This window comes from Pigmentibacter ruber, assembly GCF_009792895.1.
GTDB lineage: Bacteria > Bdellovibrionota_B > Oligoflexia > Silvanigrellales > Silvanigrellaceae > Silvanigrella > Silvanigrella rubra.
Map to the genome: position 1 here is coordinate 213,800 of NZ_WSSC01000004.1, position 23,419 is coordinate 237,218.

At 28.6% G+C, this 23,419-nt stretch carries 17 protein-coding genes; 9 read left to right on the forward strand and 8 right to left on the reverse strand.

Annotated elements, in window-relative coordinates:
• Window positions 1-41: 41 nt before the first annotated feature.
• Window positions 42-1,538, forward strand: a complete 1,497-nt coding sequence (locus GOY08_RS12495) for a hypothetical protein (RefSeq protein ID WP_158999255.1) — start codon at window positions 42-44, stop codon at window positions 1,536-1,538.
• Here the strand turns inward: GOY08_RS12495 and GOY08_RS12500 are convergent.
• The 4 genes from GOY08_RS12500 to nadA form a co-directional block, all read right to left on the reverse strand.
• Entirely contained in the window at window positions 1,535-2,254 is a 720-nt protein-coding gene (locus tag GOY08_RS12500) for a substrate-binding periplasmic protein (protein WP_158999256.1), read from the reverse strand. The two genes, GOY08_RS12495 and GOY08_RS12500, sit on opposite strands and share 4 nt — an antisense overlap.
• Window positions 2,255-2,353: 99 nt before the next feature.
• The gene (locus tag GOY08_RS12505; protein WP_158999488.1) at window positions 2,354-2,911 is read right to left on the reverse strand and encodes an acyltransferase; all 558 of its coding nucleotides are present in this window, start codon (window positions 2,909-2,911) and stop codon (window positions 2,354-2,356) included.
• 55 nt (window positions 2,912-2,966) lie between these two features.
• Window positions 2,967-3,359, reverse strand: a complete 393-nt coding sequence (locus GOY08_RS12510) for a hypothetical protein (RefSeq protein WP_158999257.1) — start codon at window positions 3,357-3,359, stop codon at window positions 2,967-2,969.
• Between the two features lie 10 nt (window positions 3,360-3,369).
• Window positions 3,370-4,482 carry a quinolinate synthase NadA gene (gene nadA, locus GOY08_RS12515; protein ID WP_158999258.1) on the reverse strand — a complete coding sequence of 371 codons (1,113 nt, stop codon included), beginning with the start codon at window positions 4,480-4,482 and terminating at the stop codon, window positions 3,370-3,372.
• Between the two features lie 182 nt (window positions 4,483-4,664).
• On the opposite strand from nadA, the gene GOY08_RS12520 reads away from it, so the two are divergent.
• The 7 genes from GOY08_RS12520 to vioE all read left to right on the forward strand — a co-directional run bounded on the left by GOY08_RS12520 (window position 4,665) and on the right by vioE (window position 14,114).
• Window positions 4,665-5,522: a 3-hydroxybutyryl-CoA dehydrogenase gene (locus GOY08_RS12520; RefSeq protein ID WP_158999259.1), complete on the forward strand. Its 858-nt coding sequence runs from the start codon at window positions 4,665-4,667 to the stop codon at window positions 5,520-5,522.
• A 23-nt stretch (window positions 5,523-5,545) separates the two neighbouring features.
• On the forward strand, window positions 5,546-6,376 hold the full coding sequence (locus GOY08_RS12525) for a Bd3614 family nucleic acid deaminase (protein ID WP_158999260.1): 831 nt from the start codon (window positions 5,546-5,548) through the stop codon (window positions 6,374-6,376).
• A gap of 10 nt (window positions 6,377-6,386) precedes the next feature.
• On the forward strand, window positions 6,387-7,499 hold the full coding sequence (dinB, locus tag GOY08_RS12530) for a DNA polymerase IV (RefSeq protein WP_158999261.1): 1,113 nt from the start codon (window positions 6,387-6,389) through the stop codon (window positions 7,497-7,499).
• Between the two features lie 350 nt (window positions 7,500-7,849).
• Window positions 7,850-9,109: an FAD-dependent oxidoreductase gene (locus GOY08_RS12535; RefSeq protein ID WP_158999262.1), complete on the forward strand. Its 1,260-nt coding sequence runs from the start codon at window positions 7,850-7,852 to the stop codon at window positions 9,107-9,109.
• 72 nt (window positions 9,110-9,181) lie between these two features.
• The gene (gene vioB, locus GOY08_RS12540; protein ID WP_158999263.1) at window positions 9,182-12,205 is read left to right on the forward strand and encodes an iminophenyl-pyruvate dimer synthase VioB; all 3,024 of its coding nucleotides are present in this window, start codon (window positions 9,182-9,184) and stop codon (window positions 12,203-12,205) included.
• 2 nt (window positions 12,206-12,207) lie between these two features.
• A complete protein-coding gene (locus GOY08_RS12545) occupies window positions 12,208-13,497 on the forward strand; it encodes an FAD-dependent oxidoreductase (RefSeq protein WP_158999264.1) in 1,290 nt (429 codons plus the stop codon).
• The gene (vioE, locus tag GOY08_RS12550) at window positions 13,497-14,114 is read left to right on the forward strand and encodes a violacein biosynthesis enzyme VioE (protein WP_158999265.1); all 618 of its coding nucleotides are present in this window, start codon (window positions 13,497-13,499) and stop codon (window positions 14,112-14,114) included. The genes GOY08_RS12545 and vioE overlap by 1 nt, the downstream gene beginning before the upstream one ends.
• Window positions 14,115-14,394: 280 nt before the next feature.
• Here the strand turns inward: vioE and GOY08_RS12555 are convergent, their stop codons facing one another.
• From GOY08_RS12555 to GOY08_RS12565, 3 genes are all read right to left on the reverse strand, one after another.
• Window positions 14,395-14,574, reverse strand: coding sequence for a hypothetical protein (locus GOY08_RS12555; protein ID WP_158999266.1), 180 nt, complete (start codon window positions 14,572-14,574; stop codon window positions 14,395-14,397).
• 36 nt (window positions 14,575-14,610) lie between these two features.
• A complete protein-coding gene (locus GOY08_RS12560) occupies window positions 14,611-14,796 on the reverse strand; it encodes a hypothetical protein (RefSeq protein ID WP_158999267.1) in 186 nt (61 codons plus the stop codon).
• A 210-nt stretch (window positions 14,797-15,006) separates the two neighbouring features.
• Entirely contained in the window at window positions 15,007-15,903 is an 897-nt protein-coding gene (locus GOY08_RS12565) for a substrate-binding periplasmic protein (protein ID WP_158999268.1), read from the reverse strand.
• 272 nt (window positions 15,904-16,175) lie between these two features.
• Between GOY08_RS12565 and GOY08_RS12570 the strand changes: the two genes are divergently transcribed.
• On the forward strand, window positions 16,176-17,120 hold the full coding sequence (locus tag GOY08_RS12570; protein ID WP_158999269.1) for an NAD(P)-dependent alcohol dehydrogenase: 945 nt from the start codon (window positions 16,176-16,178) through the stop codon (window positions 17,118-17,120).
• Here GOY08_RS12570 and GOY08_RS12575 read toward each other — a convergent pair.
• Complete coding sequence (locus GOY08_RS12575) at window positions 17,117-23,239, reverse strand: TcdA/TcdB pore-forming domain-containing protein (protein WP_158999270.1); 6,123 nt, start codon at window positions 23,237-23,239, stop codon at window positions 17,117-17,119. The two genes, GOY08_RS12570 and GOY08_RS12575, sit on opposite strands and share 4 nt — an antisense overlap.
• Between the last annotated feature and the right edge of the window lie 180 nt (window positions 23,240-23,419).

Genomic DNA, 23,419 nt, shown 5'->3' on the forward strand with positions numbered 1-23,419 from the left:
CTCTGCAGTTTAAATAACATTTTAGAAATGAAAGAAATTCTATGTTAAAAAGATTATTAGTCATTCTTTTTTGTCTTTTTTCTGCCCAAGTATTTGGACTGACTTATAAAAGCATCAGTAAAAATACCCATGCTAAAATTTTGTTTGACGAAGGAATGCTACTTTACTATGCATATTCCTACTCACAAGCAGAACAAAACTTTCGTATGGCTCTCCAGTTTGACCCGAACTGTGGAGCTTGTTACTTAGGCCTAGCAATAGCAAAAAAACAGCAGGCAATTGAGCTTGGAAAGTCCTTCTCAAATCTAGGTTTAACAGAAATAATACATGCTAAAAATTTAATAAAAAACAAACAAAGTTTCTTCTATGCTTTTACTATAGCTTTAGAAAAATCTTTCAGCTCTAATGAAAAAGAGGATTTAAATTCTCTCCAAAAAAATTATATTGATGCTTTAAAAGTTTTATATGGAAATTTTCAAAATGATCCTGAATGGAATTCTGAGTCACTAGCTTTATTAGTAGATGCAATTTATTACTTTCCAATTTCAAACAACGATAACTTTCATTGTAGTCAACAAAATAATGAAAATTTAAAAAAGGAAGCTATTGAATTAATGAAAAAGTCTTTCTTAAATAGAAGATTTAAATTGCATCCAGGTATCTTGCACACTTACATTCATATGCAAGAATCAGATATCCACGATCCACATGTTTTAATGGCTGCAAAATTACTACCTAATTATCATAATAATTATTTAGCACACTTTGCGCATATGCCGAATCATGTTTACTGGCATAGAGGAATGTATCAAGAAGCAATTCAAGCAAATATAAATGCCATTAAATTAGATGAAAATTACTTCAAAAAAAATGGTATTGGTTTAAGCTCATATTATTATGAGTACCACTACCTACATTCTCAACATTTTTTAACTTTTCTAGGATACATAACCAATAATTTTGATCTCGCATTAAAAAATGCTCAAGAAATTAAAGCAAAAATGGATGTAAATAGAATGCAAGATATACCTGACTATAAGGATATTTATTTAACTTTGGAGCATTCTATACTTGCAAGATTTGAAAAATGGGATGATTTAAAAAAATTAAAAAAGCCTGATGGGCTTGGTAATTTTGGCAAATTAATTTACAATTATAGCCAAGCACTTGCTCATATAAATCAAAAAAATGAAAAAGAGTATTTAATTTACTTTAATGAAATAAATGGAATACAAGTAACAAAAAAAATTGAAATTGATTTTAAAAATCTTATTTCATTATATTTAAATGCAAGCAAAATGGCGCAAAATAATATATCATTTTTCGAAGTTGAAAAGTATTTTACAGATAATAATATTAAAAAAATTGAAGAAAAATATTTAAAAAATAATCCACCATTATGGTATTTTCCTTCTTCCATATTTTTAGCAAAATATGCTGAAAAAATGAACGATAATAATTCAGCAGAGAAATATAAAAATATATTTTTGTATTTATATCCAAATTCTAATTTTATTAAAATAGAGAAAAAAAGTTAGTCCTGAAACATTTTTTCTCTGTTTTTATTTATAATCTTTTCTAATTTTTTTGTCTCCTGAAGTTCTACAACTTTTTTCTCTATAATTTCAGAAATATTTTTGCAATTATTACTAAAATAATGATATAAAGGTATTTTTTCTGTTAGAGGAGGATTTAACTCTTCAATTAATTTAGCATGCTCAGATTGCTTTAAAAATATTTTTGCATTAAACTCATCCGTTATAAATAAATCAACCCTATTTTTTATTAACATCTCTAAAAGCTGTTCAATAGTGTTTACAAGAATTTTATCTTTTATGTCAGCAGTCTTTTTTTCCACAAGCACAGAACCTTTAATTATGCCTATAGAGTGACTTTTTAAACTTTCCCAATTTTGTATTTTAATTTTCTTTCTTTTTAAAGCATAGGCTTTTAGTTGCATATAGTTTATTGGCTGAGAAATTCTTATAAAATAAGGATGATCTTCGCCATAACTAAAAGGTCGAAAAACTTCAGCACAAATGTTTCCACTTTTTAATTCCTCTGTAACTCTGTAGCCAGGTAAATCAATAAATTCAACTTTAATTTTTGCTTGTTTGTATATATCAGTTAAAATATGTGAACCTAAAATTTGGTTTTTTGTAAACATAATTCTACCTATTGAAACAGTTTTTTCTGTTTCAACTGCAAATGCTATTGGAAATACAAGAAAAATTATGCAGCACAATATTTTCAAAATTATCTTTCCTTTGATCACAAATTTTTTTATATAGTAATCTAATTTTATTAAAAAGTTAAGATTAAAGGTATTTTGGCATTCATAATTGTAAAAGAATTATTTTCTTTCACCTATTTTTTTGGCTGGATTTCCTGCAAAAATTTCCCCTTTTGGAATATTTTTAGTAACTACACTGCCCATACCAATAACAGCTTGATTTTCAACTATTACACCATCAACTATACAGACGTTAGCTCCAACCCAGACATCTGATCCTATTGTAATACCTTTGGAAGAAACAGTTTGTTCTTTGATAGACTTAGAAAGAGCAAGACCATGGTTAAAAGCATAAATTTTTGTCCCATTAGCGATTCGAGTATTTTTTTTGATGACAACTCCTTTTGCCCCACCATCGATAAAAACACCAGGATTGATGCTCACACCATCTTCAATAGTGATAGGACCATGTAAAAAAACTTCAGCACCTATTGTTACATTATTTCCAATGACAATATCTCTACCAGGTTCTGCAAATATATTTGCTAATGATGAAATAAAGCAGTTTTCTCCAATTTTTACTGTTTCAAATTCCATTAATTCTTTTTGAATTTCATCTTGCCATGGTTTTGCCCATAATAAATGCTTCTCTTTTAAAGAGTAATAAAGCCATGGCATATAGTTTAGACGTCGTTTATGTTGTTCAATATATTTTTCCACTCTTATAAGCCTTTTATAGAGTTTTTAATTCTACTTTTTTATAACTAATCATTGTCCTTCTAGCATCGAATAAACTTTTGTAACTTTCATAACGAATTCTTAACTTTTCAGTTTCAGCTCGCACAGTAACTATTTTTTCAAGTAGTTCGATGTATTCAGAATCTGCTTCTGCGAGACGTTTTAATTTTGCTTCTGGTATTTTATCTGCAGTTAGCTCTATTCGATTCATAATTTTTGCACGTACTGATGTCCGCAATAACTCTAACCGTTCTGCTTCTTTTCTTTTTTCAACATATTCGAGACCAATTTTATTAGCTAACTGAATAATTTCCTCTAGTCCTAATTCTTTTATTGGGGCTGCAGGCTGATTTGGAAAATAATTTTTAGTTACTTTATCTTCTGACAAATGATTACCTTTATTTTGAAGAAGTTCTACTCATTTCCAACATGCGCTCTAACGCCAATTTGGCAAGCGAACGATTTGGTTCATGCACTTGAATAATATTTTGGGGAGTTCCTTGCTGTATTTGCTCTAAGGCCCAAGTTAAATGCGGCAAATCTATCCTATTCATTGTGCCACAAAGACACATAAAAGGGTTAATACTGACAATGGTTTTATCAGGATTTTCTTTTGCAATTCTATTTACCAAATTTAGCTCAGTTCCTACCGCCCATTTACTCCCAGCTGGACTTGCCGCAATTGTTTTAACAATAAAATCAGTAGACCCCGCACAATCCGATTTATCCACAACTTCCATAGCACATTCAGGATGTGAAATAATTTTAAATTCAGGATCTTTTGTTCTTATTGCATCTATTTGTTTTGCAGAAAACATCATATGAACAGGACAGCAACCTTCCCAAAGCATAACTTTTGTTGATCTTATTTTATCTTTTGAGAGTCCACCATAATTTTTTTTAGGATTCCATAAGTTCATTTCATCCAAAGGAATACCTAATTTCTTAGCTGTATTTCTACCTAAATGTTGATCTGGATAGAAAAAAAGAACTTTTTTTTCTTGCAAAGCCCAATCAACAATTTTTGTTGCATTAGAACTGGTACAGATCACTCCACCTTTACTTGCAACAAATGCTTTTAATGCAGCACTTGAGTTTACGTAAGTGACAGGCATGATACTGTCATGCTCCAAAATCTCTACCAATTGCTCCCAAGCTTCTATCACATCATCAGCATCAGCCATATCAGCCATGTCACAGCCAGCACCTAAATCAGGCAAAACCACAATTTGATTTCCCGTTTTTAAAATATCCGCCCCTTCAGCCATAAAGTGTACGCCACAAAAAACAATAAAATCAGCTTCAGATTGCTTAGCAGCATACTGAGCTAACTGCAGAGAATCACCACGAATATCACTTAATTCAACAATTTCTGGACGCTGATAATGATGCGCTAAAATAACAAGTTTATTGCCAAAGTGATTTCTGACTGCTTGTATTCTTGCCCGCATTTGTGATTCTGAAAGTGTGGGGTAGGGAGCTGGTAAAGGAGATTGATATGCAATAGCCATGAAAAAGTCCTTACAAAATAACCTATATCAAATACATTTTTATCTTTATGACTTGAACACAACTTAAGCAATAACTCAAGGCATGTTTTTTTGTCCGTAAGTTTGCGCAGAAAGAAGAAAACAATATAGTTTGAGAGGTCAAATGTAAAATTGCTATGTTTCATGTTCAATTGGAGGAAAAAATGACTCTGCTTTCGCAAATTAAAACAATAGCTGTGATTGGTGCTGGTCAAATGGGAAGTGGAATTGCACAAGTTGCTGCACAAGCCGGTTTTCAAGTGGTATTATGTGATAATCGTACAGAAGGATTGACAAAAGCAATTCAAGGAATAGAAAAAAGCTTAAGTAAATTATTTGAAAAAGGGAAAATAGAAGAACACCCTCCAGCAATTCTAAGTAAAATTAAGAAAGCCTCGCAACTAAATGAGATAACAAATGCAGATTTTGTTATTGAGGCTGTAAATGAAAATGAAAATTTAAAAAAAGAAATTTTTTCTCAACTAGATAAAATTCTTCCAGCAAATACAATTTTTGCAACTAATACCAGCAGTTTACCTATAACGAGAATTGCTGCCACAACCCAAAGAAACAGCAAATTTATCGGTATGCACTTTATGAATCCCGTTCCAATTATGAATTTAGTAGAAATTATTCGAGGACATGCAACAAGTGAGGAAACCTATTTAATAACTAAGCAACTAGCCGAAAAAATGCAGAAAGTAACTGTTTGTTCACAAGATTATCCTGGTTTCATTATTAACAGAATTTTGATGCCCATGATAAACGAAGCATTTTATACACTTATGGAAGGTATAGCTACTGCTGAAGATATTGATGCAGGGATGAAATTAGGAACAAATCAACCCATGGGGCCTTTAACTTTAGCTGATTTTATTGGCCTAGATACTTGTTATGCAATTATGAAAGTATTACATGATGGACTAGGTGACAGTAAATACAGACCCTGTCCTTTATTAAAAAAATATGTCGATGCTGGATATTTTGGGAAAAAAACGGGGCAAGGTGTTTACAAATATTAAGCAAGCAACGTTATTTATAAATTATGCAGAACATCGTACCAGAGCAAATACTTTATTACTTAAAAAAGCTAAATCAATCTGATTATGCTTTTTTAGTTTATCATAATACCATCTATTACGCTAAGCAAGACTCAAACATATTTTCACCATTAACTGCAGTAACTAAACTTATTCAAGGAATATCTGAACAATATAAAGAAAATGCGCACTATATTTTACGGAAAAAAATATATACATCATACATTCCTACAAATATGTGCCTTGGTATGATCAAAGTTGCCGCAAAAAGATTTTCTTATGTAGCAAATTCACAAGTTAATCTTTTGCCTATTTCGTATCAATTTGAAGAAATTAAACATATAATTGATTGTGATTTAAATGAAGATATTCAGCAATATTTAATTAAAACTAATATCACAAGTGATAATGATTGTATGCAACTAGCTAATACTTTGAAAGAAAAAGTAACTATAAAAAACACATTAGCTCTTTCTGATAGAAAAATTGCTGGACTTTTAGTAGATAAAAATTTTAATATTTTGGCTTATGGTCTAAATTCTAATGCTAAAAATAAAGCTAGGCATGCGGAAATTGATTTAATTTATAGATATTACAAAGATAAAAAAACTAAAATACCTAAGCATAGTAAATTATTTATTACTTTAAAACCTTGTCTTATGTGTTCAAATATGTTATCAGAATGTGCTGAAGATATAACCACTATAAAAATATATTATTTTGAAAAAGATCATGGTAGATTTTCAAAAAACACATCTTTAGATGATAAAATAAAAAATAATATTTATTCAAAAATTCCAGAACCAGTATTGGAACAGTTCTTTTTTTGTAAATAAGGAATCAAATTTGTCTAATAATTTTTCTGAAAATAAAATACATCCTTCTTTATTAAAAAGAAAAATTATTCATATTGATTTAGATGCTTTTTATGCTGCAGTTGAAATTAGAGACAATCCTTTATTAAAAGGAAAACCTGTGATTATTGGAGGACTCCCGCAAGAAAGAAGTGTCGTCTGTACATGTTCTTATGAAGCCAGAAAATTTGGTATACGCTCAGCAATGTCATCAGCTATGGCAAAAAAACTTTGCCCACAAGCCATTTTTATACGTCCACAATTTGAAAAATATAAAAAAGCTTCACAAATAGTATTTCAAATTTTACAAAAATATTGTTCAACAATAGAGCCTATGTCTCTTGATGAAGCTTATCTTGATGTAACAATTGAAGCTAGAGAATCTTCTGCTACAGCTATTGCACAAAGCATCCGGAATGAAATTTTTTTAAATACTCAATTAACTGCCTCTGCCGGAATAGCTCCTAATAAAATGATAGCTAAAATTGCTTCCGATATAAATAAACCTAATGGTTTGACTATAATTAAACCAAAAGACTGTTTTATATTTATGCAAGATTTACCTTTAAAGAAAATTCCCTTTATAGGACCAGTCACAGCACAAAAATTTGCTACTCATCAATTGCTCACGTGTAAAAATGTTATTCAAGCAGGAAAAGATTATATTTTAGAACATTTTGGAGAATCAGCAATTTGGGTTTGGGAAAAAGCGCAAGGAATTGATGAGAGTGATGTTTGCACAACCCATATTCGTAAATCTTTTGGAGAAGAAGAAACTTTTCCAAAAGATTTAACCAATAATTCTGAAATTATTGCTGAGTTAAATCGGATTGTAAAAAATTTATACCTGATATTAGAACGCAAAAATATTGCTTTTAAAACAATTTCAATTAAGATTAAATATAATAATTTTCAAGTAAAAACTAAAGCAAAAAGCTTTCCATTATATTTTAGTGATCTTTATTCAATGGAAAAAATTTCTAATTCATTATTTCTTGAAATGGAAAAAACAACTTTACCCATCCGTTTGCTTGGAGTTTCTGTGTCTAATATAATAAGCAAAAATGAAATGAATCAAGTTACTTTATTTCCCGATTATATTTAATTATAAAAAAATTGATATCAACTAGTATTTAATCTCTCGAATTTCTATATTATATTAAAATTAAAAAAAAATTAAAAATAACTTTAAAATAAAAGAATAAAACGATAAAAATACTAAATTTATTAAACTCGGAGTAGCGAAAATATTTTCAGTGAATTTCTTATTGGAATGTTAATCACTTCCATTACAAAATATTATTTTAAAGTAGCCCAATTAAATCAAGATACCAGTAAATAGAAAATATTGACATTTAAAATTTACTTTGCTACATATCAAATAATCATAGTTTTATTCTTAAAATTAAATAGCAAATATTCTTCTAAATTATTTCCGTTTGGAGTGAACCAAATTTGATAAACAATAAACTTATCTCTATTATAGGATCTGGAATATCGGGTTTAATTTGTGCGCTAATACTAGCTAAATCATCTTTATGCAAAGGTTATATAATCCAAATATTTGAAAATGAGGATAGAGCTGGTGGCAGAGCTTTATCAATAAAATTTAATAATTCTATTATTGATTTAGGTGCAGGAAGATTTTCGCCTACTTTTCATCCTAATGTTTCTGCACTTACTAATGAATTAGGTAAGATAATTGAAATATTTCCTTTTACAAAAATTGTTCTCCCACATCCTCACCACCATAATTTAAAAAAGATACTTACAGAATTAAAGCCAAAAATCAAAAGTACATGTAATGAATCTTTTTATCAATTTTTAATTCGTCATGTTGGAATAGAAAAGTCACAAAATATTGTTAATGCTCTTGGATATGATTCTTTATTTTTACCAGAAATATCTCCAAAAATAGCTTATCATATTATAGAAATGCATCCTGAAACTCAGTGTTTTTCAGATAATGATTGTTTCGATTGGTTTAATCTAGTTGAAGGCTTCTCTTCATTAATTTATAGCTTGTATGAGATGTCGATAGATTTAGGTGTTAAATTTTATTTCAACCATAAATTAGTTCATTTCCAAAATAACTTAAATAATACTCAACTTTGCTTTTCTAATTTGGAACAATCTAAGATTTTGATAAATTCAGAGTATACAGTACTGACACTTCCTCCAACAGCTTTGTCTTTATTAAATATAAATTTTCCTAATGAATGGACAGATTTTACATACGGTTCCATATCTCTATTTAAGGGTTTTCTTTTTTTCGAATCACCATGGTGGAAAGATTATGGTTTTGAAAATAAAGTTACAATTGTTGATAATCCCTTAAGAAAAATATATTTTAAAAGTGATAAATATATCTTTTTTTATACTGATAATACTTATTCTAACTTTTGGAATGAGAAAACACAAAAAGGGGAGAGTGAATTTCTAAACACAGTTATGAGTTTAATGAGTAAAGCGTTAAATATCTCAATAATTGAATTACCTAAACCTATTAATCATTTTTTTAAGTTTTGGAAACATGGAGTGGAATTTGCTAAAGAAAACTCTTTAGAACACCCAAAAGTTTTATCTAAAAATAATGGGAAAATAATTTCAACTTCCGATGCCTATACTTCTCATTCAGGGTGGATGGAGGGAGCAATCATTGCCGGTAGAAATGGTGCTAATTTTATTTTGAAACAGCTAGAGAAATCAAACTGAGAAATATAGTTTAATAAATATAATTTTTCTTTTAGATGTTGTACTATAACTTTAGATTGGTATTTATATTAAATGAGCATATTAAATTTTCCACGGATTCATTTTAAAGGTGTTGCAAGATTAAATGTTCCAACTGGAAATAGAAACATTAGCAACACAATCAATTTTGCAACTAATACAGTTTATCAAGATGGCCTGCCATTTGATATAAAAAAGCACCCTAGTGAATTTCATAAGTATTTAAGACAAATACCCCCTCGCTTCAATTTGCAAGGAACCCCTGATGATAATGGTGTATTTAACTACGCAGCTGGGTATAATTTTCTTGGAAACAATCATTTTTCTTGGGAAAATGCGAGCATTACTTCATTAAATATTCGACCAGGAATTTTTTTAAAAAATGATGTGTTATTAGGATCAAAAATTGAGTTATGGGGGCATTACAATGAATATTTACGTACAACATTTAATCGAGCAAGATGGGTCGATATAGATCCTAGTCGAGATGATACGTCACAAATTTATGCTGGCCAGATTTGTATAAAAGAAGCTACAGCAACTGCAAACTCTCCATATATATTTTCTTCAGATATTAATTGCGTTCATGCTGTTCGTTGGTATGGTGAAAAATATATCCAAAAAAAACAGTCTCATTTTCTAGAACAGGAATTTTCTAAAACTAGAGTTTTTCAATTTTCAATTTCTAAAAATTCAGAAAATTTTATTTTAAATCATCTTAATATTAAGTCGGAATTTATTAACTATTTATTGCAGGAATTGCAAAAAGATAATGTTTTAGGCTTATGTATTCAATACTGTATTTTCAATATGTCGACTCCATTACAACCTGATACTCCGGTGTTTTATGATTTATTTGGGACAATTGGATTATGGTTAGAAAATGATATGTCGACATTCCCCAATGGAAGAGTTTTATACCCCGAAAATAATCAAGGTTTTGGGCCTATAGTTATTCAAATTCAGGATAATTGTGCAAGTATAAACATGCCTTGTAGTATTCCATTTATTCATAGAGAAGAAAAAATTGCAGACCAACTAACACATACTCTTGGTCCTAAATATTCATTAGGAGATTTAGAATTAAGAAACAAATCAGGTGTTTTATTGGCTAAATTACCAGAATATATGTATCTAAAATATTTGGAAACGTCCAGCGTTTTCGATGTTCCTTTAATTAGTAAATGCACTGACGATAACATACTATTAGTTGGAAATGGGAATAAATGGGAGGAGTCAGATTGGTTAATTCAAGCAGAAGAAAATGTCGTTTCAATAGAAGCTCCAGATAAAAAAAATCTCACATATTTTTCTAAGGAGATAAAATTATTTTGTTACTTTCGTGGAAAACCAGAAGAAAAAAGAGATATTGTTATTTTTATTGAAAATAACTCTATTCTTAGCATTTTCAAATTAACTTTTTCAAAAGAAAAAAAAGGTCTAGCTTTTTTAACAATAAAAAGTAAAAAACCAGGGATAAGTGAAATATATGTTGATGATCATCGTTGTAAAATTTTAGTTAGAGTTCTTTCAGATGATTGGAATTTGCTAAATATTCCTGATCATCAGATTACTTATGAATTTTTGTATGAACATGTGATGAGTTACTACGAATTAATTTATCCTTTCATGGCTGATAAAGTATTTAGTATGGCAGATCAATGTAAATGCGAAACCTATGCCCGTTTAATGTGGCAAATGTGTGATCCTTTAAATCGTGATAAAAGTTATTACATGCCTAGTACAAGAGAAATGTCTTATGCAAAATCAATGCTTTTTCTAAAATATTTAAAAAATGTTGAAGAGTCAGCCTTAAACAATAAAAGTAATATTTATTTGGATACAAATTTTAAAACTGACGAAATTAGCACTAAAGAAGAATTAATTCAAGAATTAAAGAAAGCTGTAAATTTAGAACTATCTATTATGCTTCAATATATATATGCTGCATATTCTTTACCTACATTTGCTGTAGGTGAAAAATTGCAACAAAGTAATAAATGGACTTCTGAACAATTAAATTTTGTATGCGGTGGTGCAGATCGCAGGCTTAATTCAGGATGGCGTGGAACTATTCTTGAAATTGCGCATGAGGAAATGATACATTATTTAGTTGTAAATAACTTGTTAATGTCTATTGGAGAATCTTTTTATCCAGGTATTCCCTTATTTGGCCTGAAGGCTTATGAAGCTTTTGGACTAGATACTGAATTTTCTTTTGAACCATTTTCAGAAAATGTAATTGCTAAGTTTGTTCGTTTTGAATGGCCTCACTATTTTTCTTCAACAGGTAAATCAATTGCTGAATTTTATATAAATATACGTAAAGCTTTCCAAAATATTCCAAATTTATTTTCAAATGAATTCAATAAAACTGGTGGAGAGCATCATTTATTTTTAAATGAATTAATAAACAAAAAATTTCCATCATATCAGCTAGAAATAAATAACCGTGAAACTGCTTTATTTGCAATTGATTTTATTACCGAACAAGGTGAAGGAGGAGCTATAAATTCTCCTCACTATTCTAAAAGTCACTTCAATCGATTAAGAAAAATCTCTAAAGATTTAATATTAAGCAAAATTCCATTTGAACCTGCTTTTCCCGTTTTAAAAAACCCTGTTTTAAATCCAACGCCAGGTTGTAATACAGTAATAAATTCACATGCTAGGGAACTTATGCTTTTATATCAAGGTTGTCATGAACTTACTTTCCATATGATGATCCAACATTTTGGGCAAAAACCATTAGGTAGCTTGCGCCGATCAAGATTAATGAATGCAGCAATAGATATTATGGCAGGAATATTAAGACCGTTATCTGCTCAATTAGTTACTTTACCTTCAGGTATTCCAGGTCGAAATGCTGGACCTCCGATACCCCAGGAGATTCAATTTAAATGTATTCAAAATTATGAAGAAGGTTGTATAGAACTTTCAAACCAGTGCAAAGCACTTGCAAAATATGCAAGAGGAATAAAATATATTCAACCATCAATAGTTATAATTAACTTACTTGAGTTTTATGAAAAACAAATGATTGATCTTTCAACAAAAAAACTTTCTCGTGAGGGGTAAAAATGAAAAAAATAATTATTGTTGGAGGCGGATTAGCTGGAAGCTTAACCGCAATATACTTAGCAAAACGAGGCCTAGAAGTTCATGTTTTTGAAAAACGTGGCAATCCCTTTTTAGATTTTTCAGATTATGTAGATCAAGTTAGTTCACGAGCTATTGGTGTAACTATGTCTATACGAGGAATTAAAGCTGTTTTAAATGCAGGTATTCCAAAGGAAGAATTAGATTTATGTGGAATTCCAATTACTGGAATGTCTTTTTACATTGCTGGGTCATTTAAAACGAGAAAATTACTGCCTCCAGATCATCTTTCACCTCTTTCTCTAAGCAGGGCTGACTTTCAAAAGTTATTAAATAAATATGCTACAATTCATAATGTTTACTTCCATTATGGCCATCGTTGTTTAGATGTTGACTTAGATGAAAAAACGATTACCACAAAAGATAATAATGGACAAATTAATGAACATTCTGGAGATTTAATAATTGGAGCAGATGGTGCACGCTCTTGTGTAAGACAAGCTATGCAAAACAACTGCCGTCGATTTGAATATCAACAATCTTTTTTCAAGCATGGCTATAAAACTTTAGTTATTTCTGAAGGGAGTAAGCTAAATTTAAATAAAGATCTACTTTACTTTTTTGGAATGAGTTCGGGAGGTTTATTTGCAGGAAGAGCAGCTACAATTCCAGACGGTAGCATTAGTTTTGCTGTATGTCTTCCTTATCAGGGAGAGATAAGTTTACAAACTAAAGATAAAGCTATTATGAATCGTTTTTTTGATAAATATTATTGCATGCTTCCTAGTGAAGTCAGAAAAGAAATGCTTTTGCAGTTCATTGAAAAACCAAGTAATGATTTAATAAATGTTAATTCATCTGTTTTTTATTATAAAAAAAATGCATTAATACTTGGTGACTCTGCACATGCTACAGCTCCTTTTTTAGGGCAGGGAATGAATATGGCTTTAGAGGATGCTTATATTCTAGATTCATTATTTGAAAAATATAATTGTAAATTTGAAACAATTCTTCCTGAATTTAATTTGCTAAGAAAATTGGAAGCTGATGCTATGCAATATATGGCTATTAATAATTATGAAGTTTTGAGTCGTTCAAATCCTATTTATTTTTTGAGAACCAAATATATTCGATACATGGCCAAAAATTTTCCTACATTTTATCCTCCAGATATGGCTGAAAAGTTATATTTTACATCAATGCCTTATAGTGAACTTAGAAACATTCAAAAAAAACAAAATGTTTGGTATAAATTTGGGAGAGTAAATTAATGGATATTTTAACAACTTCAGTTGAATTTACTTGTAAAAAACCTCCACTTTTACCTGATCAGTGGAGTAGTAGCTATATATCTTACTGGCAGCCAATGCAGCAGGAAGATCAAATTACATCCGGTATTTGTTGGTTTGATTATGAGAAAAATTGTTGTCGTATTGATGGCTTATTTAATCCTTGGTCTGAATCAAAAACAGGTCATCATTTATGGATGTCAGAAATTATCACGGCTAGAGATAAAAAAACAAAAAAATCTAAAGTCGCCTATTATCGCAAGCAAGCTCAAACTGGAACAGAATATGAAGCAGTGGTACTTAAGGATGATGAATCAAATTGTGATGAATTAATATTAACACAAGATATTTTATTTAAATACCAATCTAAATTCTTAGGAAATGTACATTTATTAGGAAAAGAAGCAGACGTTTGGTCTTTCATTAAACCTGGAAAAGGACTTTCAACATATTACTTCGCAAAAAATACAAATCAATTGATTAGAATGGTAACAGGAGATCCTAAAATACATGCTTCAGTTCGGGACTTTCCAAATTTTAATACAAGTGTAATATCTGATGATATTTTTAAATTTTTCCATGAAAAAGTAGATTTATAATAGAAATATTAAAAATAATTTTAATTTATTTATTCATTTATTTTTTTAATTAAATAAGCTTTCATAGAATTAGTTCAGGATAAGGCAGGACAAAATATTTTAATTAATTCTTACCCAGGACGAATAGCTTTATTTGCATCTCAAATTGCAAATAATTTACAATTAAAAACTACAGGTACAGCTTCTGGAGAGATTATTGCTTTTGCTAAAGAATTTGGATGCCCAAATGTAAATAGTTACTGAAAAACTGATTTTCTTACTAACAATGAAAAATTTAGTATTACTCTATCTGAAATACATCAGAAGATTTGATCGCAATCGGAGTGAAAAACTTTTCTACTTTCTTAGTTTCAGCTGATTCTTTTATATAATCATAAACATTAAAAAAACCTGGGAATAAAAAGCCATCATTTATGCCAACTAAAAACCATTCTGAAAAGTATCCCTTAGTAGCTTGCACATATTTGTAATCAAGCCCATGAGTATAAACACATCTTTATTTTAAAGCTTCTAAGTCAGACTCTGTTCCTTTTACTTTGAAATAAGTAAAATATCTGTTTAACAAAGATATAGTTTGCTCTTTTTGAACTATATTTCCTTCAACTTTTACATGTTTAAAGATATTTCCGTATTCATGCAACCATTTCCAATTTCCATTATCATTTGCGCAAAGAACCTTCATTTCTTATGAATATGCAAAATAGGATGCAGACAAAGCACAAAAAGCAATTACTGTACTTTTTAAATTCATAATATTTCTCCTTTTGAAAAAAGGATTTTAGACTCATTAGTAAAAACATGTCAATTAATAAATAAATATAAAATATTGATTTTTATTTGAATATTCTATCTAAATAAGTATAAAAAATAAATTTCAATATTTTATTTTTAATTAAAATTCAGAAAACTCTTTCATTACTAAAGGATGCCACAAATTTTTATCCTTAAATACAGTGCTACTTGGTAGGATTGGATTTTTTAATTTAAATATTTTTCTATTTTCTAAATTAGCTATTTGCAAAAAATTATTATTATATTTGCTAAATATTTCATCAAATGATCCATCTTTAATAGAAGTCATAAATCCATAATTTAATCTATCTTCTAGTAATTTATTTTCTTTATGAACAAAAAAATAGTAGCCAGTTGGATATGCTATTGCCCATTTTTCAATAACACTTAATTTAAATTTAGACTCATGCTCTTTTTCAATTTGATAAACTTCTAAGGCTCCCAATGGAAAAATATCAAACCGCTTTAAAACGAGCATTGGAAATAACCCAGTATAAACTGATGTTTTAATAACATTCATTTTATTTGCTTCTAAAATATGTGTATCGGGCCAATCAAATACTTGCCCAACACTAAGTCTTTTAAATTCTTTAATAGTTTTTATATTTTCAATTCGATCTTTTTCAGTTTTAAGAACAATAGGAATTCGCACTCCCAATAAACCTTTAAATAAACAAACTCTAATTGGAGTTGATTGTTTTTCTCTTTCAATTGAAGTCATCGAAGCAATTACATTAACTTCTGGGCTTCCTTTACTTAATTCATGAAATGCTCTTGATTGAGACATTTTTACAGATTTTATAAGCTTATATTCTCCATATTTGTCTTTAGACTTTTCTAATATTAATTTCAATACAGCATATTCATAACTCAATGAGGTTTCATTTTCAGAGGCTGTTAAATTATGTTTAATAATCATTTCTGCATTTGCACGAATTATTACGAAAAAATTCAGACATATAATATAATACTTTATCGCAATTTTTAATAACTTCATTTTTTTATTATCCTTAATAAAATTAAAATTCACCTTTTAAATTTTATCAAAAAAAATTGCTCATGAAAATAAAATACTTTTGACGGATTTACTAGTTATTAATTAACAATTAAAAATATTTTTATTACTACTTTAAATAAAGAATTTTGCTTATCAAATAATATCATTACGCAAAATATTCTTTAATACGAAACGCTCTTGCATAACTAAAAATAATCCACTATTTTCCTGTAGTTACTTTTGTTAACTCCAAAATTCAAGGATATAGTTTTATGAAAAGCTTATTATTTGAAAGTTATGGCACTTCATCGGTTTTAAAAATAGTTGAAGAAAACATCCCTTCTCCAGCAAAAAATGAAGTTTTAGTAAAAGTAAAAGCTGCTGGAATTAATCCTTTAGATTGGAAAATAAGAAATGGTGATTTAAAAATCATGACTGGAAATAAGTTCCCAAAATATTCAGGTTGCGAGGTTGCGGGAATAGTTGAAAAATTAGGCACTGATATTAATGAAAATTTAATAGGCAAAAGAGTTTTTGGTTTCATACCTAATACTATGAAACAAGGTACAATGCGCGAATTTATTTGTGTACCGAGATCTTCAATTGCTATAATACCTAATTCTAGATCTTTTGAAGAAGCAGCGGGAATTGTCATAGCCTGCACCGCAGCCTATCAAGCAATTTCTGAATTGGCACAAGCAAAGGCAGGGCAAAGCATTTTAATCAATGGTTGCTCTGGTGGCATAGGTTTATTTGCCCTACAGATAGCAAAAAATATGCAACTGAAAGTAACAGGAACAGCATCTGGTGAAGGTATTCTAGTTGCAAAAGAATTTGGTTGTCCAAATGTTATCGATTATCGAAAAACAGATCTTCTTGCTAACAATGAAAAGTTTGATATTATTCTTGAACTATCGGGGAGAATGCCTTTTGCCCAAGCGAAAAAAATAATGCAAGATAAATCAGTTTTTATAAATCCTTCGCCTGACTTAGGAAGTATTATATTTTCAATTTTTAACAATTTAATATCTGGAAAGAAAATTAAATTGTTAATGACCAAATACTCTCAGGAAAAGTTAATTTTATTAACAGAATTAATGAACAAAAATTTAAAAATTAAAATAAATAAAATATATCCATTTTCAGATACCATTAAAGCTTATCAAGAAACGGAAGCGAAAAGTCCTATTGGGAAAAATATTATTAAATTTGACTAATATTTTTCATTACAATTTTTTACTATTGCGCTTCTGTTAAATAAAGTACCCATTGAGTTTATACACAATGGCAATTCTGCAAGAGTAAAATCTCTTTCAAAAAATGGCTTACTCCAACCAAATAAATAAGACTTTATACTTATTGTTATTTTTTGCGTTGAAATTGGTACTAATGGCGTTACAGTAAAATTACTCTTTTGTCCCCACCAGCTATGAAAATTTTGCGTTGAACCATTTCTATCTTTCAATACAATTTCAATTGAAGAGTTATACCATCCATCATTGACAAAAATAATACTTCTTCTTTTTGTTCCACCTGCAGGAACTTGCGCATCTAATTTATCTTGATCTATTTTGTAAGCTACTTCACTCAAAATATCATTGTATGATTCTAATGCTTTTTCTCTTTCACGCTTCTCAAAATTATTAAAAGATTGCTCTAAAACTTCATTACTATTAAATATACTTGCATCAGTATCATTCTTTTCATATCTATCAAAATTTAAATTGATAGAGGCAAGCGCATTTGTTTGCAGTTGCAATTCATCTTCATTATTTTTTAAATTTATTTTTAATTTATTCTTTTGATATTCTAAAGAATAATTCTTTAAATTTCCTTTCACTAATTTTCTGAAATATAGTTTATTTAAATATTCATCTAAAAAATAGTATTTATCAAAATTATCAGTGCCAATAAATTTTTTCATTGGATCAAAAAGAAGTAAAACATCTTTCTTAAAGTCATACCAAGCTAGCGAACCAAAAGAATCAGTCAATGTAATTACTTCAAAATGTTTGAGATGAGAATTTAAAATATTTTTAATTACACTACTTAGATTATCAGATTTATCTTTCGCAAGAGAAAAATTAATTCCAGTAAGCATAAAATCACCATCTAAATTAGGAGAATATAAATAAGAATTTGAAGTCAAAATGACTGGTTTATTGTTCACTATCGAAACAGAAATAATAAATTGATTTCCATTAAATACTTCAGTCAAATTTAATTTTTTTGCTTTTACTGCATGTTCTTCGCGTTGGAATAATGAAAGCTTTAAGGTACTAGGATCTCTGCTTGTAAAGTAGTAAATAAACTTACCATCCTTCTTTTTCGTATAACCTGCATATTCAGCAGAAAATATTTCTTTTTGCTCTTCCGATGAAAGAGTAATTAATTTTCCATTTGAGTTGTCATTCCTAAATTTTATAAACCAAGCCAAAATTCCATTTTTCTTATCAGTGATTTTTACAGGTTGACTAATATGAAACGATCTTTGTACTTTCAGCAAAGATTCTATTAGTCTTGGCCGATATCTTGATTTGCTGTTTTCTTTTATATCTATTTTTAAAAGATGCCGTGTATTCCCAATTCTAGCAATACTAAATTCCCAATCGCCATTAATTCCAGGAATGGAAGATTCTGAATTTTTATAAATAAGAGTATTATGCTGCTTATCAAAATAAGGATCTGAGTTTTTAGAAACTTGAATCAGTGGTATTGTATTTTCATTACTCGTCATAAGTAAATTTTGTTGAAAAACAATTCCACTTAAACTATCATAATAATAAATTAAATTATCTTTTTTTCCAAGAAAATTCATTTTATTAAAATTAAAATATTTTTCACTTTTTATGGAAGGCGAATAAATTTCATTTTTGCCAATATCATACCAAGCAGATTTATCAACAGCATTTCTTTTGAAATGATTTACCTTAATGATACCATCATGTTCAGGAAAAGTTGCTGCAAGGTTTTTTAACTCTTTGATAAATTTTTCTTGATCAGAACTGTTTACTTCTGTTTCAATTATATTCGTAATTTTTCCTGTATTAGGATTAATTTGATAAGTTTTGTTATATTCTTTAATTGTTAAATTTTTTCTAGTACGACCTGAAATATAAATATAAGTACTATCACCTACCCTAAATGCATTGTTTCTGACATATTTAATTGGAAATTTTAAAGATTTTGCATCAATTATCCAAGCATCATTTTCTTTTGGAAACAAATTATACGTTGCATTTTTCCCAACTTCAATTGTATAATTTCCATTTTCACCATAAATATTATATTTAATTTTATTACTATATTCATCTGGAATTATAGGAGTCAATAGTGTTCTATCTTTATTATCTAAAACAATCTTTATATCTGTAGAATTAGTTTCAAAATGCAGATTTCGAATGGCATATTCGAATAAATCAACAAAATAACGGAAAACAAATTGTGCATTCCTATCTTTCGACAATTTATTAACAGCATCTAATTCTGAGTTACTTCTTGTCATTATACCTGGTGTATATGAATATCCATATGATATGCTCTTTTCCATTAAAAATGGAAGTACAACTGCCGTATCTTCATCTATTGAAATATTTGTTGTTGTTTGCAATCCTAAAGCATCACGAAGATTAAATTTATTTGTTGAATCAGCTACAGGAAACTTATCACTCCCTTGAAAATTTGAAAAGTAGCTATTAAAAATACCTTTATGCCAGTTTTTTGTTTTATACACGTAATGTGAGCCATATGTTACTTTTAATTCATTACTTGTTGTAAAATCAATTTTTTTAATTACAGCAGAACTTAAATTACCAGAACAATTATTATCATTGCCTTTAAAATAACCACTGTGCGCTAAGGAAATTATTTTTACATTTGCAGAACAGTCTGCCATTTTTCCATACCGGCTATGATCATTTAAATATTCATTAAAAAATTTTCCAATTTGAATAGATTCTTCTTGGGCTTCAATTGCAGCACCTGCAAATCCAGTAAAACCTATTGCTAGACCTGCAAATGGAGTTCCCAAATATCCCAGAACCGATGAAGCGACACCTTCACCTAAAGCAAGACTGCCTAATGACATAGAAGCATTAATAATATCAAACGAAAATTGAGTAGCAAAAATTCCTTTTTGTGACCCTACTGCATAAGAAAATTCAAATGCATCAAGAGCTGCTGCGGCTAGTGAAAATCCGGGTGTTAGATATCTTGCAGCAGTTAACTTATTTACAACCTGACTAACTCCTGGGATAATACTTTCATCATCAGTTATAGCATTTGTCTTAAGAAGAGCATAAATCATGTATTCTGTTTGTCTTGCTTTTTGATAAATATCAATCCCAATTTGTGAATAGAGTAAATAATTTTGTGCTTTAATAAGTTTTCCTAATGCAGGATCATAAACATTTGTTTCATCTTTATTAGAATTATTCGTTTTAAACATTCCATACAATGTCTGTGCTAGTATTAATGGCGTAATGCCAAGCCCATCACCTTCACCTAAATTTTTAATCACCCCATTTTTATCAGTTGTCATTTGGACTGTTTTAAGTTGTTTCATTTCACTATTTAATTTATTCCAAATAGAACTAAATTTAGAAGTTTCTTCATTAGTAAGCTCGACATTTCTTATTACTTCACCTGTTTTAGTATGAATAAAAGAAATAGAATTATCTTCTTCACTGATTGTAGAAAATAATGGTGCATAATTTGTATTGAATTTATTTTTAGTTCTTATAGAGTCAGTAATTTCTTTTATTGAGTTTGCTAAATTACTAGCTTCTCCTTTTACTTTATAAATATTTTGCATTGATCGTAAAATACTAGGGAGTTCTCCTAATGGTCCAGAAGCTCCATCTTCTATCATTTCATTTAACTCTAAAGTTACACTTCTTAAATTGTCTTTTACTTCTTCTAACTTTTCAATTTCCATTTCAGTATTTAAATACAAAGCTTTAATAGTTAAAAATGTTTCTTTATTTTTCCGATAAATATAAAGTTTATCCCCCTCTCTGTGCTCTGTATATTTATTATCATGTAAGTAAAATTTATCGCCATTTTTATCCACTCTGACATCTGTTGTTCTCACACTAACTATTTGAATTGGGATATCCATTTCATTTAGAGAAGTTATTAAACTTTTGGAATAATTTTCTAGCAATACAGTATCATTAGAATTTTTTGCTGGATTGCAACTTACTATACTAATATAGTCTAGTCGTCTCGAATTTGTTGTTTGAAATAAATTACTTTTAATTTTTTTTGCCATGTCCTCAGCAGATATACCACCTATCAGTAAAGTATTATTATTTTCTTCTGAATGACCGACTAAATGAATTTCAATTTTATTTCTAATATCTTTATTTAATTCTCTGTCATTAATTATTTCGTTCTCTCTTTCATATTCAGCATCGGATTCTGACATTTCTTTTAATTTTTCTAATTTTAATTTTTCTTTTTCAGAAATAATTTTTTCAAATTTATCATTTTCAACAATATACTTTTCTGCATTTTTCTTTAATTTATTAAAAATATTACTAGCTGCAATTTGAGTATTTTCTTCACTTCCTAATTGGAGTACTAAACTTTGTCTACTTGTTGATGTACTATTTCCTCTTTTAAACCAACTGGAGACAGATGCTTCTGGAGTATAAGAATTAAATATTTTATTTAAATAATTAATTGTAGCTGCTGGATTATTATTCGCAACTTTATCTAATATCTTATTATAAACAACAGGTCCTGAAATTGAAATAGTTGTATCCATATTTGATAATAACCCATCATACCTGAAATATTTAACAGTTCCTTCATTTATTGTATCAGTTTTTCTATAAGGTAATTTTAAACCTGGATTATTTTTTTCTATTGTAAATATTTGCAAATAATTGCTTTCAATTCTATCAATAAGTTGTTGCAACCAATGTTCTTGTGTTTTAACTGGTTGATTTAGAATAAATGAATTATTTCCACCAATTATTTTAAACTCACCTTCACGGACATACAATTTATCTAATTTATAAAATAAATTGTTCAATTCACTATATTTTGGATCTTTTGCAAGTGAAACTATTTCTTCTGGAAGATTTTGAATTGCATCTTTAAAACTACTATTAGCTTTAGTAAGTCTGATAATATAATTTATTTTATTTTTTAAATCCATTAAAGCATAGTTTTTTGTAACTTGAAATGATGGTATTAAGTTTTTATTATTCAAAATAATTTCGTTAAAAAACGCATGAGTTACTAGACTTAATGATAATTCTTTTGCCAATGGTAAATCAAAATAATTTTTTAAAACATTATTTTTGCTTATCAATTCATATATCGGAATCATTGTTGGAAGCAAGTCCATATCTCCATAAACACCACCTCGCTTTTGAATGAACAAACGCAAGACATCAGACGCTGCAGCAAAATTAAAACGTAAATCCAATTCATGTTCATAAATTTGGAGCATATTCCAATCAGAGATTTCATTGCGAATATTTTTAAATTTAAGATTTGTGAAACTGTTTTCTAAAATTTCAATGTCACTATTCATTTTTTTCAAATTTTCATAATATTTCTTTTCTGCAATTTTTTCGAATGGCTTTTTATATATTATTTTATCTAAAAATTCTGCACGAATTAAGTCTTTTTTTGCATTCTTATTCTTTGCTAATTCATTCGCAGTATATTCAAACAATTCATTTTGTTTTCCTATTACTTTTTCAGCAAAAATGTCTTCATACTTCATTTCTCCTTTGTATTTCGAGATTGAAATATCTACATTTTCCTTTAAACTTTTTTGTGTTTCATAGGAGAATAAATTATCAGGATCATACCACAATTGAATTTGGTAGTCGGGATTCACTTTTGCCCAAATTTTAAGATAGTCTATCTGAGCATCGCCTAAAGGGCCTCCTAACCAAATAAAATTCAATGTGTTTGGAATTGGTTTTGCTGTCTCAATATAAATTTTATCCAAGTAACCTAATAAAATTTTATAATTTTTATAGTAAGGAGTGTCATAGTATGGTTTTGGCAAAACATTTATAAATTCAACCAAAATTTTATACTTTTCTTCAGCTGTTTTGCCTTCAAGTGTTTTCAATCTATCAACTATACTTGGGTCAAAATTTGTTGGTACGCTAATTTCATCTTTCATTGATTCTTTAAATTCTGAAATAAAAGAATGATTTACATCTTTTGCATCAGTATAATTTTTATTTAAATAAGTAATATTGTCATTTTCATTTAATAATTTGTCCGATTTATTTTCACAAGCATTTAGAACAATAATCTGAAAAATAAAAATGAGAAATTTATGAATTTTATTTTTAGTGCGCATAACATTCCTGTATTTCAAAATATTTGAATAAGATAGTAAGTTGCTCTAGATGTTTCACTTTATTCATTAACTACTTATTATAATTGAATTAACAAACCTTAATACATCTAAAATTTGTTTATTTATAAATATCTAAAAAATATTAAAAATCAACAATTTTTCTTTAATTAAATTAACAGT